Source organism: Lawsonella sp. (assembly GCF_011525565.1).
Taxonomy (GTDB): domain Bacteria; phylum Actinomycetota; class Actinomycetes; order Mycobacteriales; family Mycobacteriaceae; genus Lawsonella; species Lawsonella clevelandensis_A.
Genome location: NZ_WVRS01000001.1, coordinates 21,414 through 36,882, shown reverse-complemented (window position 1 = coordinate 36,882; position 15,469 = coordinate 21,414). Strand labels below are relative to the sequence as shown.

Sequence of the window (15,469 nt, the reverse complement as noted above, 5' to 3'; positions counted from 1 at the left end):
TTCTTGTGAAATCTCTGCAGCCTGCAGAAGGCGGAATTCTCGTATTAGGAGGACGCTCTGAAATTGGCATTGCGCTAGCAAGCCGTCTGTGTAACGGCCGACCGGTCGTTCTTGCACAACGTCCTTCCAATAAGGATGTCGGTGCAGTTGAGGCACTTTTACGAGGAGGAGCACAGCAGGTTTATACCCTCCAATGGGATGCCCTCAACAATGATGACCTCGTTTCTATTTACGAGAACGCTGAAAAGACCTGCGGAATACCTATCAGTACGGTCATCGTGGCTTTCGGCATACTTGGTGATCAGCAGAAAGCTGAGCATGATCCTGCAGAAGTCTTCCGCATCGCTCACACTGACTACACCGCTCAAGTTGTTACTATTACTGCTGCAATTGAGTATCTCCGCAAGCACACTCATGGTCTCCTCGTGGCATTTTCATCAATTGCAGGATGGCGAGTACGTCGTGGAAATTACGTGTATGGTTCTGCTAAAGCCGGCCTGGATGGTTTCCTTTCCGGGCTTATCGATGCCACTCACAAGGAAAAGGTTAATGTCGTCATGGCGCGTCCTGGATTCGTCATTGGCCGTATGACAGCAGGTATGGAGCCTGCCATTATGGCGTCAACAGCAGAAAAGGTTGCAGCCAGCGTTTACCAGGCAATTTGTTCAGGTAAGCATCGGGTATGGGTGCCTAATAGATTGCGCTTACTAGCCAGTATTATGCCTTTTGTACCTAATTCACTATGGCGGAGAATGCCTCGGTAATAAGGTATTACCGAGCTTTTGGTAGTAGGGAAGAGCGCGGTAGCGTATTGTCCTCAATTATGGTGCACTTTTCTTTCCCATTGGATTCTTGTACACACTTTTGTGCTTGAGCTTTCTCTCTTTTCTGCAGACTATTGTCAATCCACTTATTCATCCATTTAAATGTGGGTGGCGTGAAAATATAGTCAAGACGAGATCCCTTAATCATAAAACGAATAAAAAGTGCGCAACCCGTAACAAAGACAAGTCCAATTATTGGTGACCAGAATTTCATCGAACTGAGAACACCTTGTGGGTGAATGAAGAGTTCCCACTCCTTCCACGTTCGCATATCTGTACCAGTGTTGGTGTCAATGTGAGGGAAGATATCTTTGTAAAAAATCCATACCAATATTTCGTTAAGAAGATATATTTCCAAGGTGTGGCGGCCAAGGTAGGAAAGTAGCTTACCTATATGCGTGCCATCAAAAGCTACTGCTACAGCGACTCCCGCGATAAGCCCGTAACCGATAAGGAAAATATTGGCACATGCACTGGCAAACTCGTTAGTAATGTGCTGATAGCCTCTTTCCATTACAAAGAGGAGAACGACTAAAAGAACTGCCCAGTACCAACGAATTCGGGATGCAAATCGAAGTACTAGCTGCCGTCCGTAGAGGCCAATGCAATAAGAAGAGAAGTACATTGCAAGACGCTTCCACGACCATAATGGTCCGGCTTGTACGCTTGTACCTCCGATAAATGACGCTACCAGTGTTAATAGTATTGAAGCTATGAGCATGTAGCGGCCACGAACTTTTCTACATACCCAGATAAGGAAGGTAAAGACGAGGAGGGCCATGAGGAACCAAATACCATTCTCAGGGAAGATGATTCCGCGTCCCCATTCCTCCCAGAAACCGTCGAGAGAAGTACCTCTGACAAAATGTGAGGAGATGAGGACAACTGCACCCCATATAACGAAGGGGACTCCCCACAGCCATGTACGCTTGACGAATAACTCCGCAAAAGTAAAGCGGCGGATTTTAGCAGCGAATAAACCTGACACCATGAAAAAGAGCGGCATCCGCAAATGCACGAGATAGGAAGAAATCTGGTACCACTGACCTGGAGAACTTCCCGCATCTATGCCACATGTGGATAGGTGGAGGAACACGACCGTAAGGATTGAAATACCTTTTGCAATATCAACCCATACGATACGTGGTTTGACAGGCTTATCTTCCACTACATCTCCTCATCGTAACGGCACAGCCATATACGTTTGGAGCTGGCCGCCTGTCATCACTGTACGTATGCAGCAAGAAGCAATACCTAGTACAGCGCATCTGTCACTATTCTCTAATGGGTATTCTTACGAGTAGTGACACTGTATCATTCTTATCCACAGCCTACTGCACTGGCATCAATAATGAGACTTCGTCTTATAGACTCCTGATACCATGAGAGAGTTCCTGAGAGAGTTATCGTCACGGTAAGAAGGTTCTTGTGCGCGCCTCAGTGCTCCCCCTATCCGATGGTGGCGAATCATCATCTCACTGCTCTAACCACAGCTCTAGCCACAACTACTCTCGCCATAGTCTTAGCCACGGTCCTTCTTCTCATTCTCAAAATACCGATAAAGTGCGGACTATCAGCAGGCTTATCGTACTGTTATTCATCATTCCGGTTGTGGGTGGTACTTTAACGTACTACAGCTTTGCACCGCATAGTTTATGGCCACTAGAACTTATCGGTATCGCAGTTCTCCTAGCTGATATTGCTCTTATTGTAGAAAAGCTTTCGTCGCATCCGTACTGGTATGCCGCTATTGCTGGTTTTGTGTGGGCAATGACACTCTACATCCCTCTTTTCCAGTGGATTAAGACTTTCGTCGGAAATCTGCCGTGGATTATTCTTTGTCTTGTCCTTTCGTTATTTTCAGTACTGGTCACAATACCTATCGCCCATTTCATACGACTGTGGGGAGTAATCTGTCTAAAAAGTGCCTTAGCCGCTGCGTTATGGTGGACTGTTGTTGAAGTAGCACGAGCGCATTTCCCTTTTGGGGGATTTCCATGGGGAAGTCCTGCCTATGCCCAGACAACAGGCCCTCTCATGTCTGCCGCGCTATGGGGATCCACAGCAGGTACTAATTTCCTTATAGTGGTATGGTCTTACACCCTCTTCGTCTTGGTATGGGCTGTACTATGTGGGGTTTCGTATAGGCGTGAACATCACAGAATAGGGGAGGGGCTTCCGTCTACCAGACACTTTACGTCCTTCCATTTGAGATACGCATGTATTACATGCTGTGCGCTAGTTCTTATGGGAACTATAGGTACTGCTGGGTCTTTCACGTACGATCAGTATGAGCGAGCTCACGCGGAGTCGTTGGGGGAGCGCCGCATCGCTTTTATCCAAGGGAACGTTTCTACGTCCGGTCTCAGCTTCAATACTGTTCGTATGGAAGTACTGCACAATCATGTTCAAGCAACGTTTAAGCTTGCCGATGAAGTAAAAAGAGGACTTCAGCCACAACCGGATATTGTTGTGTGGCCTGAAAACTCGGCTGATATTGATCCGATTGGTAATCCTGACGCCAATTTTCTTATTACTCGCGCTGCTCAGGCTATTCATGCACCTATTTTGGTGGGGTCAGTATTAGGACGTGAGTCGCATAGCCCTCAACTTAATGCCATATTATTGTGGACCGGCAAGGGGTACCAGGGAATACGACATGTCAAACGCCATATTCAACCATTTGGAGAATATCTCCCACTACGTCGTTTAGTGGAAAAAATATCTCCTTATGCCATGTGGGCAGGTAATTTTCAGCCGGGCAATGACGATGGTGTTATTCCTGTTGATGGAACTCGTGCAGGTGTTGCTACCTGTTTTGAAATTATCTTTGATGATAGTGGCCGGCAGGCTGTTCACCATGCTGCTAACTGGTTAGCAGTACCAACGAATAATGCTACGTTCGGTTTTTCCAATGAGACATACCAGCAACTTGCTATCAGCCAATTTCGTGCACGCGAATTACACCGGTGGGTTGTTGTAGCATCCACTTCTGGCGCAAGTGCGTTTATTTCCCCAGATGGCACTATCTGGGACGAGACACCTCTCTATGAACAGCATTACGCAGTGCGCTCTATATCTCTTTATGGAATACGAACTGCTGCAACTTATCTTCAGCCATGGTTGGATAGAATTTTCTGTACTCTGGGAATTCTCGTGTGCATTGGATCGATTATCTCCTGGAAAAAGCGTAAAATCCCTCTCTAGCTGTACTATTTCAAACACACCTTACGGTTTCTAACCATGAGAGTGCGTATATAAGGAAAAACATGTCTGCAAAAACTTTGAAGCCGAGTGCGCATACACTCGTCATCATCCCTACCTATAATGAGAAAGAAAATTTACCGCTCATTGTAGATCGTGTCCGCACTACACAACCCGATGTCCATATTCTTATCGTGGATGACAACAGTCCCGATGGTACTGGCGACCTCGCTGATAAGTTTGCAGCCGACAGTGACAAAATTTTTGTTATGCACCGCGAAGGCAAAGGGGGACTGGGCGGCGCCTACATCGCTGGTTTCCACTGGGGTCTAGACCATGGTTACACCGTTCTGTGTGAAATGGATGCAGACGGTTCCCATGCTCCCGAACAGCTCTGCAGACTTCTCGACAAAATTGATGAAGGCGCAGATATGGTTCTTGGTTCCCGCTATATTCCTGGCGGTACTGTTGTTAACTGGCCTAAGAAGCGCGAAATTCTCTCTCGTGGTGGAAATATCTATACACGCATTGTGCTCGGTGTAAAACTGAATGACATCACCGGCGGGTACCGTGCATATCGTCGAGAAGTACTCGAAACTATTGATCTTGATGCTGTCGGTTCAGTGGGCTACTGCTTCCAGATTGATCTAGCTTGGCGTGCTATTCAAGCTGGCTTCACTGTAGTAGAAGTTCCTATTACGTTCACTGAGCGCGAGATCGGTGAATCCAAAATGAGCGGAAATATCATTACTGAAGCCTTCGGTCGTGTTTTCCTGTGGGGAATGAAATCTCGTTTTGAAAAGCTTCGTAAGCTTCTTAACCTCGATAAATAGCATCTAAATTCAATGAAGACCCCCGCATAAGCGGGGGTCTTCATTACTTATATGCTAAGAATTAGCAACTCTAAGAGTTGCTGCTAGGGAGACGACGGCGACGCTTCTTAAGAACTTCGAGACGTTCTTGAAGAAGTTCCTGTAGTTCCTCTTCACTGCGTCGTTCAAGGAGCATATCCCAGTGGGTGCGAGGAGGTTTTACTTGCTTGTCTTTTTCTTCTTTGCCATCGACTCGGGTTCCCTCCATCCCATTCTTGCATATCCATGTTTGTGGAATTTCCGCATCGTGGGAAAATGGAACGACGAATTCTTCACCGTTACTGCAGCGGTATGTAATCATCTGCCGAGGTGCTAAATCATGGTTACGATCAGTTTCGTAACTAACGGCGCCAAGCCGACTACCTCGTAATACACGATCAGCCATGAATCCTCATTTCTACCATCACCGAATAAATGTGATTTATTTTAATAAAGTACACCACACCATATAGTTACTTATCAGTCTACCGATTTATGTAAAAAGATACGAAGGGGAGCTAACCAATGTCACAGTACACGAATAAGCACGAGGATGCTCATTGTGCATGGTGTGGTCGTGACATTTCCACAAACAATCGCGGACGTAAACGAAAATACTGCTCACAATCATGTCGTCAACGAACCTATGAAGCACGACATAATCTTATACAACAAGGTCTGTCTCCAGATTGCGTTGTTTTAACACAATCCGACACCGACGCCATTATTGACAGAATTTTCCAGGCTCGTTGTGCAGCTGAAGATCTTCTTACCGCAATTTCAGAGGGAGCAACATCAGAAGAACTTCAGGAGATCGCTACTGAAGTAGTGGCCTTGAGTCGTGAAGCTGAGCGTATCCGTTAATTAGCAGGAATAGTGTTCATACCCTTTGTCTGATCACGACCGGAAAGCCGTACTAATTTTGTCACTGTGACGAAATTAGTACGTGCAGCTCTATATTCTTCATGACCAACAGAAGTGCAGGTAACTACACATACAGGCAGATGTCATGGCAATTACAAACAGCACATGGCATCAATTTATTATTGTGCTAACTATTTAATATGCACACTGTAGTCACACATATGAATACAACTGCGAGTAGTAGGTCCTTTACTTTTTAATCAGTACATATATCCCTACATTTATTCCTACGTCATCACTAACAGTAATTATCCGATAATCTACATTATGTCATTTTAACTGTTAGGAGTTACACTCTCGTACTGTTCATACTGTCTTCGGACTACTACCCTCTACTACCGATTCACCGCTGAATCTGTCTAACTATCGTTTAGTAAAAACTAACCGCTGATACTCAAGTGCACCCGTCCGCACAGCTGCTCGCGAAATAGCTAAAGCAGTACGCCAAAGGCGACGGTACACAGCGTCGTAACCTAACGCTCCAGCCTCAGCTACATGTGCACGAAAACTCTCATCCCATAGTTCCAACGAACGAATATAGTGATGTCCACAATGCGTGGCTTGAGTTAACTGAGCTCCTACCGCCTCTAGCGCAGCAACACACTCACTGCGGGAACGAAGTTGGCTATCTGCATCAATATATGACCACCACCACGATAGCGGCATCTCCTGCCGAGTATGACCCCGCCAAGGACGTTCCACGACAATACGACCTCGTGGAGCAACATCATCAGCAACCAGCTGAGGTAGTACGTCGTAAATATTGTCATGCGGCAACGAGGACACTGATATAAGAACGTCATATACCCCCGTATTACGGTATAACCACGGGATAAGGCGAATTCTCCCCCGTTTTGCTTCGTTAGCGCGCTCCGTAAGAATTTTCTCCACTTGAGGATTCTCACACAGTACTGTTACATCACAGCCGAATGATGCTGCTTCTAAAGCCGCTTCTCCCCACTCCGCTCCTACAAAAAGAACATTATCGCGCCGTCTCAGACCCGCATCCATGAGCATTCGAGCAACTCGTCGACGCTGCGCCCCAAAAAGATCTTTTCGAAGCGGCAAAGGTGACGGATCATCGAGATAGATCTCCGCTACTCCTTTTTCCACTACCGTGGAACGTGGACCGTTAATAAAATCGGCTGCTCCAATATTGAAAGTGTCATCGAGGCATGTTGAGAAAAATTCAAAAGTACGCTTACGTGGAGCAGAAACCAAAGGTTTACGACGTTCTGCTCTCTCTTTGCGGGGAAGAGCTCCCTTCAAAGACATGGCGTCCACCCACAGGTATGAGGGGTCTTGTGCATCCCACTCCCCTGCCATGAAACTTTCTGCTAGACCAAGCCAACCATTGTCCATAAAACGCTCGTCTACTGCAGCTTCATCGTAAAGTTTGACAGTACGAGCAGAGTCAGAATCCTCGAGAGGCAATCTCCCCGGTACTAGTTCCGGACACTCTCCTTCTACAGTGAGCCATGTAAACTGAGGCAACTGTTCTCGAAGATGGTATTTACGTATACGAAAATGCGAATGTGTAGGAGGCGCCAAACGTGGCCACGCTGAAAGATCTAATAACGTCATCGCTGTTCACGCCACCTTTTATCGAGAAACTACAGACGCACGTATCCACATTGCTAACGAAGCTTATGCCACGCCTAAATTACTACCTATCCGGCAATGAATCTAAAGAAAGATTAGCAAGATGTAGTTTTCCCTGAGCAGCTTGTTTGCCATCGTCACGAACAATATCAACAATCCAAATTTGCTGAGTCCGTCCGCGATGTAAAGGTGTCGCTGTTGCAGTTAAACGTCCTTCCGTTACCGGACGCAGAAAATCTGTATCATTAGACGAACCGACTGCTAGTTTCCGTCCACCAAGCCACCACCATGCAGCTAGAGACCCCACATCTTCAACGAGAGACGCATAAATACCGCCATGCACAATTCCCATAGGCTGGCAGAACTGAGGCCCTACATCCAGATGAGCTACTACTCTATCGGGTGAAATCTCATCATAGACAATGCCAAGTGTGCGAGAAAAGCCTTCACATTCGAGAACTTTTCGAGCTTCATCCAATTCTCTTTTATTAAGGGTGCGCCCTATATACGGGGCGTAAAGCTTTATAAGATCTCGCACCAGTAGCTCCTTGTATCACAGTGATAGCTAGAGTCTACTCACCCTTCGTTTAAGAGGCAGACCGAGGCGTTCACAACTCTCGTAGATACAGTGCATTCGTCGCTCTACTTGCTCTTGTTTTCTGGGATAGCGATGCATAGCAAGTTTGGCATAACCGTTGATAAGACCATGCAAAGGCCCCCAACATATCGATTCAGAAAGACCGCTAAGACGGCTTATCTCCTCCATAATGGGGATGAGACTTTCCTGCGCCTGTACCATTGTCCAATCAGCCATATCCTCTTCAGTCGGTATAACGAGATATGACTGCAACTGCGTAACATACGGATCATCCTTTAACACACGGACGCGGGCACGCACAGCGCCATATCGATCAAAACCACCAAGCACATGTGTACGAAGCAGAATATTTCCCGGACATACTTCCCATACACGGCCACTGAGCATGTAACTTGTTACTACTCCACCTAGGACGAGGTGGATCATGCGGCTACATACGTCCTCAATAGCCTGGTTCTTATTCGAACTCGAGTCGACAACTGAGTGGTAATAGTCTTCTAGGTACTTGTTCTTGATCACATCTGTAATGGTTATCCACCGACGATGAGGACATTCTTCAATATCTGCTACGGAATACAAATGTGGCTCCTCTTCGCATAGACTTCCGCCCATGTCCGCAATTTCACGGAGTACTTCTTTAGCGTAAAAATCGAGCATTTACTGAAAACTTTCTCTTTCATTGAAGATGCCCTGCATTTGAAAAGGAATTGTTCTACAACTGCGGCCTTTTATCAAAATACTAAGAAATATTGAGCCATAATAAAGCGACCTGAGACGAGTCTGAGGGCTAGAACACACGCATTTAAGTATAATAAAAAACATACGAATTAGGAGGGAAAACCAGCACAGTTATGGGAATCGCTACACAAATACTGTCATTAATTGGGTTTGTGGCAATTACTAACATAACGGCAATTTTTGTTGCCGCGGAATTCTCTCTGACGGCTCTCGAGAAGTCTGCGATTGATAGAGAAGCGGCTACTGGCAGTAAGCGTGGACAGAAGCTGAAACATGCGCATGAACATCTCTCTTTTGCGCTTTCCGGATGCCAAGTAGGTATTACCCTTACCACACTTATTACCGGTTATCTCGCCGAACCAGTATTGGCGCAATTTTTACGACCCCTACTGCACAAGATTCCCCAGTTATCCGATTCTTCTGTCGATAAAATTTCCCTCGCACTCGCTCTTATTATCGCGACGATACTTTCTATGACATACGGGGAGCTTGTTCCCAAAAACTGGGCAATTAGTGAATCAATGCGAATCGCTAAAGCGTCAGCACCCTTTCTTATGGGTTTTTCAGCATTCTTTCGGCCTCTCATTAACAGTCTCAATAGTTCCGCTAATGCGATTGTTCGCCATCTAGGGGCTCAACCCGTTGATGAACTCGCCTCTGCACGATCACCGCAGGAGTTAGACAGAATAGTCCAAGAATCGGCTCTAGATGGCCATCTCCCGGCTCATACTGCGCAAGTTGTGCAAAGATCCCTTCAATTCGGGAATCTCTCCGCAGAAGACATTATGACGCCTAGATCGCGTATCGAGACCATCTCGGCGGATGCAGTAGCACGTGAGCTTCTTGAACGAGCGGAAGAAACTGGTATATCACGTTTCCCCGTAGTATCTGGAGATCTTGACAGCACTCTGGGAATTGTCCATGTAAAAGACGCTTTTCCAGTACCACTAGATAAACTTTCTACGGTCACTATGCGTGACCTTATGAAACCTCTCCCCCGCCTCCCTGACAGTCTTGATGCCGATACGGTGCTAACAACTATCCGTGCGAGCGGCCAACAATCTGCACTCGTTATTGATGAATACGGAGGTGCAGCAGGTCTCATCACCGTGGAAGACATTATTGAGGAAATCCTCGGCGACGTACGAGATGAACACGATGCCAGTATGCTAGATGTTCTTAAACGCGGTAGTAGTTGGGACTGCTCTGGTCAGCTTCGTCGAGATGAAGTGGTCTCTGCCACAACATATCTCTTCCCAGATAATCAGTCATTTGATACTCTTGGTGGACTCATCATGTGGAAGTTGGGACGCATTCCGGAAGAAGGCGATGAATTAGATCTTCCTTGCGAAACACAAATGTTGGAGGACTCACCCGATATACAGTGGCACTGCCGCATAACACATATGGATGGTCGACGTATAGATCGAGTTCTTCTTACCCCGCGACACCCTGTTTCTTCTTCCTCTAGTGAGGAAAAGCAATGAGTATATTGCCGGCTATTCTTTTACTGATTCTTCTTCTTATTATCAATGCGTATTTCGTAACCACAGAGTTTGCCTTAGTGTCTTCTCGACATGATCGTTTAGAGGCAATGGCTGCTGCTGGGCATACACGTGCCTATAAAGTCATTGACGCTTCAGAACATCTTTCAATGATGCTCGCTACCTGTCAGCTCGGTATCACTATCGCGTCAGTTCTCATTGGTAAGATCGCAGAGCCAGCTATTACTCGACTTATCGAAAAACCTTTTAGTCTCATCGGCGTTTCCGGCTTCGGCTTGCATACCGCTGCGTTCATTATCGCCCTCGTTATTGTTTCCTACCTGCATATTTTGTTTGGAGAAATGGTTCCCAAGAATTTCACTATTTCTTCTCCCGAAAAAACTGCTCTTATTGTTGTCCCTCCTATGCGGGTATTAATGCTGGCATCGAAACCCCTTATTCGTTTCTTTAACGCTTTAGCAAACGGCAGTCTTCGACTACTACACGTTCAGCCAAAAAATGAATTAGAGCGCAAAGTTACTTCTACACAGCTCAAAGCAATGATTAACGAATCCAGTGGAGAAGGTTTAATTGATGACGAGGAAACGCATCGTCTTGACCGTGCTTTAGAAGCATCCGATCAACCAGTACGCTCAATCATGATACCGGTGGATCGTATGCGTACTATTGAACTTCACGAGGGCCAGATAACACTAGATGCCTTACAAAAACTCGTCCAGGAAACTGGTTACTCACGTTATCCCGTGCGGAATGCCACTGGGCATTATTTAGGATTTCTGCACATTAAAGACGTTCTTAGCTACCTCTATTCCGAAGACTTAAGAGGAAAACCTATTCCCGCAAATCTTATTCGCCCACTCATTACTTTTCCGGCAGATTCAACTATTGATTCTGTCTCTGCTCGTATGCGTCGCCTACATTCTCATTTAGCATTAGTGACAGACCCCGAAACGGATAAAATTATTGGTTTCGTGGCACTAGAAGACCTTATGGAAGAATTCGTAGGTACCGTTCGCGATTCCACTCATAAGATTCCGGAGTAAGTTCATTGACATGGCTATCGAGAGTTCTCACCATCGATCAGGTAACCGGCCACATAAGTTACTCGCCGGCTGGATAATTACAGCCATAGTTGTCTTACTTGTAGTTATTGGCAGTGCCGTAGGCTGGACGGTTGCTCATAAAAACATCGATAATAATCGTAATCTCGATGCTGTTCAGGATTGTTCAGCAGGATATCTCAACATTGATATATGGGCTCCTGCTGGTATACAAGATTCTCTTACGGAACTTATTACTGCATATCAATCATCACTACCGTCTAATGGCGGTTTATGCTCATCTTTCTCACTATCTACGCAGTCCTCGTCTGAAGCTGCAAAGGAACTTAAGAACCAGAAACCTTATATTCCTGGAGTATGGATAGGTTCCCTATCCGATATGAAGAAAGTAGAAAAGGTTCATCCTTCACTGGTGGTAACCAAACCTAAAAAGTTGCAGGGAACATCCTTTTATTCCATCAGTTTGGATCTCTCTCAAAATGATCCCACGAACCTAGACGACACTACTGCCGAACATACTTCTGAGGCGACACAAGCATCTGTAGACGTGAATGCATATATTCAGCAGCATGAATTACAGTTCACCGAAAGTACCTCTTCGAAAAAAGCGAATACTCTTTTAAAACCATCTCCAGCTAAAAGGTAATACGACAGTCTAGAGAAGCGGCAACGCAAAATCATTAGCGAGTAAATAAACGGGGATTCTTTTGTTACTAAGAGAATCCCCATTTTAAGTGTTAGTACTGTTTACATTATCCGATACGACGTTCACGTCGACGTCTCATATCCGCTAGTTCATCAACTAGAGGGACTTCAGTAACAGAAGAATTATCAATATGCTCGGCAGGGAAATGCGTGATCGAGCCAGTGAGCTCTTTCATAGTGCCCGATACAGCAATACCGAATACTCCTTGGCCTCCTTGGATGAGGTCAAACATTTCTTCCGGAGAAGTGCACTCATAAACTGATGATCCATCAGACACAAGCGTAATGTTAGATAGTTCAGAAACACCGCGGTCACGTAAATGGTCAACCGCAATACGAATATTTTGTAGAGAAATTCCGGTGTCAAGCAGACGCTTCACAATTTTTAGCGTAAGAATGTCTTTAAAAGAATAAAGACGCTGGGAACCAGATCCTTTGGCTCCTCGAATGGACGGTTTTACAAGGCCTGTGCGTGCCCAGTAATCAAGCTGACGATATGTGATACCAGCAATCTGGCAGGCTGTAGGACCTCGATAGCCTGTCTGGTCATCTGGAATAGAACGGTCGGGGAATAGTCCCGGTTGTTCGCTATGTTTGTCGCCGTGAGAACTGACGTTATCCATTATTCCACCTTGCACATGTCACATCGCTAGACCACCAGTGCTAATAGTAGCTCAACGCAGTAACACAAAGTTACTTATGGTAACTAAATTACTAATGTTACTAATGTGACTTCTTTTACCCTACGTGAACAAAGAATATTTGCTAGGAAATCCCAGAGCAACTGGACACGCCCAAAGGTTCAAGTATTACTTGAGACTTTTATTCCTCATCGTCCGGACCATCGAGAAAATCATCCATCGACAAATGCTCAAGCATTTCTCGAAACTTATCAATCTCGACATTGTATTCTTCCGGTAATTCATCTGAATAATTGCCAGTACCTACCTGTTGGGAAGGCATTTTACCGTTATGCGGATCGGGTACTCCGAACTCGTTTAGAACAGACTCTTCAACGGTGATCTCGCAACCACACGTCGCAGCAAGAATGAGAGCATCAGAGGGACGGCTATCAACCGTCTTGGAATTATCAAGCACAATTTCTGCCCAAAAAATTCCGTCTCTCTGCGCCGTAATACATACAGACTGCACTTCCGCACCAGCAGCTTGAATAGCTCTCCACAGCGTAGTGTGCGTAAATGGGCGAGGAATCTCAGTTTTGGTCATAGCAAAGGTAAGCAGAGCCGCCTCCTGCTCCCCTATCCACATTCCAAGTACCCGGTCTCCTACACATTCGTGCAGTATAACGATCGGATCATCTTCAGGAGTATCAGATTGTATACCTACAATACGAACAGGAATTCTCATTAGTAATCCAAAACATCGCGGAGACGCTGTTTAAGAAGTCCAGCAGTCAAATCGCTCACATCATTGGCGAGCTCTCTAGTTCTTTCAACACTACATTTTTTATCATCAGCAGATTGTAACGCTCTACTGGCACCAGATGCTTGACGGATAAGATTCGCCATACGATCAATCGAAGTACGAAATGTACGTAAGTGTCTTATATCGATACCAGCATCGCATAACGCCTTGCATACCTTCACAATGGTGATATCGTCTTCAACGTAAAATCCGGCACCAGTCACACGTAAGAGATCCGCATCAATAAGAGTATCTAAAAATTCCGGGTCAATACCTGTTTTTAGACACAACGTCCGCTCAGTAAGTCGAACCTGGCTAACACAAGAAAAATTCTCTTTCTGCTCAGACGGTACAGGCTGCACCGTATTAGATTGACGCTGTAGTTCCTCTAAAGTCACTTCACCTGCGTCAACTCGCTCTAACTGCTCTCCAATAACTTTGTTAGGAAGAAAACGATCCCTTTGAGCACTAAGAATAAAACGCAATCGCTCTATATCGTCACGTGTATATCGTCTATAGCCAGACGCTGTTCGCGCAGGACAAATTAGACCCGTGGCTTCAAGAAAACGAACTTTAGAAAGAGAAATATCATCGAATTCTTGTGCAAGAAGATCAACGACAGCGCCGATGGACATAGTTGCACTAGAAGATCTCAGTGGCAAAGCCGACATTTATGCACTCCGGCGTGGACCAGTAAGAAATACTAACCGGAATTTGCCAATCTGAACTTCATCCCCATTATTAAGGACAACAGAATCAGTGGGTTCACGGTTCACATACGTTCCGTTCAAACTGCCCACATCGGAGACGCTGAAAGTATCACCATTACGTCGAAATTCTGCATGTCGACGCGATACTGTCACATCATCAAGAAAAATATCTGATTCAGGGTGACGCCCAGCAGTGACAACATCCCGATCAAGAAGGAATCGAGAACCAGCATTAGGTCCTCGTTTGACAACGAGTAATGCTGAATTTTCTGGGAGGCCCTCAACTGAGGTAGCTTTTGCCACCACAGGCTCAGTTGCGGCTAAATCACTTTCCTTCAGTAATTTAGCCCGGAAAACAGAAGTGGTCTCTGTACTTGGTTCCTGGAATGGGTAACCGACAGGATTCTCGCTCACTAGTCTTCCTTTCCATGGCACACAGAGTAAACATGTGTGAAACACTCAATTCCAGGTTCAAGGATACTCTGCAAAGACAGCTTCGGCATCCTCTTTATGATTCTAAATCGCAATGAGATTAACGATTCTCTAGTTAAGAATATTTTTATTTTTTCTCCATTGAGCTTTCTCTTCCGGAGTCAATACTGGAACTTTTTTAGCCAGTAAATATCCCCGATATATATAAAGCAGCCCTGTCCATACATAGAGAACAAACGCCCAAATGAATACTGCCCACCCAAGTGGTATTGCCCATTTACAACCTGAATAAGGAAGGTTAGCAAAAATTATCGTGGGGAAAGCAACCATGAGACTTGCTGTCGCAACTTTTCCTAGATAAATCACTGACATACGAAGGCCACGATTTTGGTAGATAAAAAATATTCCCGCGAGAATAACATCGCGACAGATAAGAACAATAACCATCCACCACGGAACAAAGTGCACAACTGCCATTGAAATTGGTACAGCAATTGTCATTAACCGATCTGCGGCGGGGTCAAGATATGCTCCTATCTTGGACTCAATATGCCAATAACGGGCAATCTTCCCATCCGCCCAATCACTGATGCCGATAATCATAAGAAGAACGAAAGCAGCTACATAGTTGTGTTTCCTCACCAATAACCAGATAAAAACAGGGACTAGGCACAATCGTAAGAAACTAATGAAATTAGGAACAGTGAATATACCCAATGATGAAGATGTCTTTGCTGCAGCGCTATCTTCAGATGTTCTCTTATGCGCAACATATTCAGTATTCTGTCTGGAACCCTCATTATGTTTATGTGCAGCTGTCACAGCAGACATCTTCCTGTTTCTCTTCTTAACAATAGACTTCCAATGGGCGGTGTATGACGCACGTAAGC

The 15,469-nt window shown here is 45.5% G+C and carries 17 protein-coding genes; 7 read left to right on the top strand and 10 right to left on the bottom strand.

Going from position 1 to position 15,469, the window contains the following annotated elements; translation table 11 throughout:
* Window positions 1-5: 5 nt before the first annotated feature.
* On the top strand, window positions 6-764 hold the full coding sequence (locus tag QZV76_RS00180; protein WP_290595225.1) for an SDR family NAD(P)-dependent oxidoreductase: 759 nt from the start codon (window positions 6-8) through the stop codon (window positions 762-764).
* Between the two features lie 7 nt (window positions 765-771).
* Here the strand turns inward: QZV76_RS00180 and QZV76_RS00175 are convergent, their stop codons facing one another.
* A complete protein-coding gene (locus QZV76_RS00175; RefSeq protein ID WP_290595224.1) occupies window positions 772-1,992 on the bottom strand; it encodes an acyltransferase family protein in 1,221 nt (406 codons plus the stop codon).
* Window positions 1,993-2,252: 260 nt separating this feature from the next.
* On the opposite strand from QZV76_RS00175, the gene lnt reads away from it, so the two are divergent.
* Together lnt and QZV76_RS00165 are read left to right on the top strand one after the other, a co-directional pair.
* A complete protein-coding gene (lnt, locus tag QZV76_RS00170; RefSeq protein WP_304161438.1) occupies window positions 2,253-4,031 on the top strand; it encodes an apolipoprotein N-acyltransferase in 1,779 nt (592 codons plus the stop codon).
* Window positions 4,032-4,093: 62 nt separating this feature from the next.
* On the top strand, window positions 4,094-4,861 hold the full coding sequence (locus QZV76_RS00165) for a polyprenol monophosphomannose synthase (protein ID WP_290595223.1): 768 nt from the start codon (window positions 4,094-4,096) through the stop codon (window positions 4,859-4,861).
* A 70-nt stretch (window positions 4,862-4,931) separates the two neighbouring features.
* On the opposite strand, the gene QZV76_RS00160 is transcribed toward QZV76_RS00165, so the two are convergent.
* The gene (locus QZV76_RS00160; RefSeq protein WP_290595222.1) at window positions 4,932-5,285 is read right to left on the bottom strand and encodes an RNA polymerase-binding protein RbpA; all 354 of its coding nucleotides are present in this window, start codon (window positions 5,283-5,285) and stop codon (window positions 4,932-4,934) included.
* 119 nt (window positions 5,286-5,404) lie between these two features.
* Between QZV76_RS00160 and QZV76_RS00155 the strand changes: the two genes are divergently transcribed.
* Window positions 5,405-5,743 carry a hypothetical protein gene (locus tag QZV76_RS00155; RefSeq protein ID WP_290595221.1) on the top strand — a complete coding sequence of 113 codons (339 nt, stop codon included), beginning with the start codon at window positions 5,405-5,407 and terminating at the stop codon, window positions 5,741-5,743.
* 423 nt (window positions 5,744-6,166) lie between these two features.
* Here the strand turns inward: QZV76_RS00155 and QZV76_RS00150 are convergent, their stop codons facing one another.
* The 3 genes from QZV76_RS00150 to QZV76_RS00140 form a co-directional block, all read right to left on the bottom strand.
* Entirely contained in the window at window positions 6,167-7,237 is a 1,071-nt protein-coding gene (locus QZV76_RS00150; RefSeq protein WP_290595220.1) for a class I SAM-dependent methyltransferase, read from the bottom strand.
* A 232-nt stretch (window positions 7,238-7,469) separates the two neighbouring features.
* On the bottom strand, window positions 7,470-7,943 hold the full coding sequence (locus QZV76_RS00145) for a PaaI family thioesterase (protein ID WP_290595219.1): 474 nt from the start codon (window positions 7,941-7,943) through the stop codon (window positions 7,470-7,472).
* 27 nt (window positions 7,944-7,970) lie between these two features.
* Complete coding sequence (locus QZV76_RS00140) at window positions 7,971-8,660, bottom strand: hypothetical protein (protein WP_290595218.1); 690 nt, start codon at window positions 8,658-8,660, stop codon at window positions 7,971-7,973.
* A gap of 194 nt (window positions 8,661-8,854) precedes the next feature.
* Between QZV76_RS00140 and QZV76_RS00135 the strand changes: the two genes are divergently transcribed.
* The 3 genes from QZV76_RS00135 to QZV76_RS00125 are packed head-to-tail and all read left to right on the top strand — an operon-like array spanning window position 8,855 to window position 11,953.
* Window positions 8,855-10,228: a hemolysin family protein gene (locus QZV76_RS00135; protein WP_290595217.1), complete on the top strand. Its 1,374-nt coding sequence runs from the start codon at window positions 8,855-8,857 to the stop codon at window positions 10,226-10,228.
* Entirely contained in the window at window positions 10,225-11,289 is a 1,065-nt protein-coding gene (locus tag QZV76_RS00130; protein WP_290595216.1) for a hemolysin family protein, read from the top strand. Before QZV76_RS00135 ends, QZV76_RS00130 begins: the two co-directional genes overlap by 4 nt.
* A 10-nt stretch (window positions 11,290-11,299) precedes the next feature.
* Entirely contained in the window at window positions 11,300-11,953 is a 654-nt protein-coding gene (locus QZV76_RS00125) for a hypothetical protein (RefSeq protein WP_290595215.1), read from the top strand.
* A gap of 106 nt (window positions 11,954-12,059) precedes the next feature.
* Here the strand turns inward: QZV76_RS00125 and QZV76_RS00120 are convergent, their stop codons facing one another.
* The 5 genes from QZV76_RS00120 to QZV76_RS00100 form a co-directional block, all read right to left on the bottom strand.
* The gene (locus QZV76_RS00120) at window positions 12,060-12,635 is read right to left on the bottom strand and encodes a MerR family transcriptional regulator (RefSeq protein ID WP_290595214.1); all 576 of its coding nucleotides are present in this window, start codon (window positions 12,633-12,635) and stop codon (window positions 12,060-12,062) included.
* Between the two features lie 199 nt (window positions 12,636-12,834).
* Entirely contained in the window at window positions 12,835-13,380 is a 546-nt protein-coding gene (locus QZV76_RS00115; RefSeq protein ID WP_290595213.1) for a bifunctional nuclease family protein, read from the bottom strand.
* Window positions 13,380-14,099 carry a MerR family transcriptional regulator gene (locus tag QZV76_RS00110; protein ID WP_290595212.1) on the bottom strand — a complete coding sequence of 240 codons (720 nt, stop codon included), beginning with the start codon at window positions 14,097-14,099 and terminating at the stop codon, window positions 13,380-13,382. The genes QZV76_RS00115 and QZV76_RS00110 overlap by 1 nt, the downstream gene beginning before the upstream one ends.
* Before the next feature lie 9 nt (window positions 14,100-14,108).
* Window positions 14,109-14,561 carry an FHA domain-containing protein gene (locus QZV76_RS00105; protein ID WP_290595211.1) on the bottom strand — a complete coding sequence of 151 codons (453 nt, stop codon included), beginning with the start codon at window positions 14,559-14,561 and terminating at the stop codon, window positions 14,109-14,111.
* Window positions 14,562-14,690: 129 nt separating this feature from the next.
* Window positions 14,691-15,401, bottom strand: a complete 711-nt coding sequence (locus QZV76_RS00100) for a CDP-alcohol phosphatidyltransferase family protein (protein ID WP_290595210.1) — start codon at window positions 15,399-15,401, stop codon at window positions 14,691-14,693.
* Between the last annotated feature and the right edge of the window lie 68 nt (window positions 15,402-15,469).

Coding starts and splice junctions, on each gene's coding strand:
- QZV76_RS00165 (WP_290595223.1), top strand. CDS start 4,094: ATGTCTGCAAAAACTTTGAAGCCGAGTGCGCATACACTCGTCATCATC.
- QZV76_RS00160 (WP_290595222.1), bottom strand. CDS start 5,285: ATGGCTGATCGTGTATTACGAGGTAGTCGGCTTGGCGCCGTTAGTTAC.
- QZV76_RS00155 (WP_290595221.1), top strand. CDS start 5,405: ATGTCACAGTACACGAATAAGCACGAGGATGCTCATTGTGCATGGTGT.
- QZV76_RS00140 (WP_290595218.1), bottom strand. CDS start 8,660: ATGCTCGATTTTTACGCTAAAGAAGTACTCCGTGAAATTGCGGACATG.
- QZV76_RS00135 (WP_290595217.1), top strand. CDS start 8,855: ATGGGAATCGCTACACAAATACTGTCATTAATTGGGTTTGTGGCAATT.
- QZV76_RS00130 (WP_290595216.1), top strand. CDS start 10,225: ATGAGTATATTGCCGGCTATTCTTTTACTGATTCTTCTTCTTATTATC.
- QZV76_RS00125 (WP_290595215.1), top strand. CDS start 11,300: ATGGCTATCGAGAGTTCTCACCATCGATCAGGTAACCGGCCACATAAG.
- QZV76_RS00120 (WP_290595214.1), bottom strand. CDS start 12,635: ATGGATAACGTCAGTTCTCACGGCGACAAACATAGCGAACAACCGGGA.
- QZV76_RS00115 (WP_290595213.1), bottom strand. CDS start 13,380: ATGAGAATTCCTGTTCGTATTGTAGGTATACAATCTGATACTCCTGAA.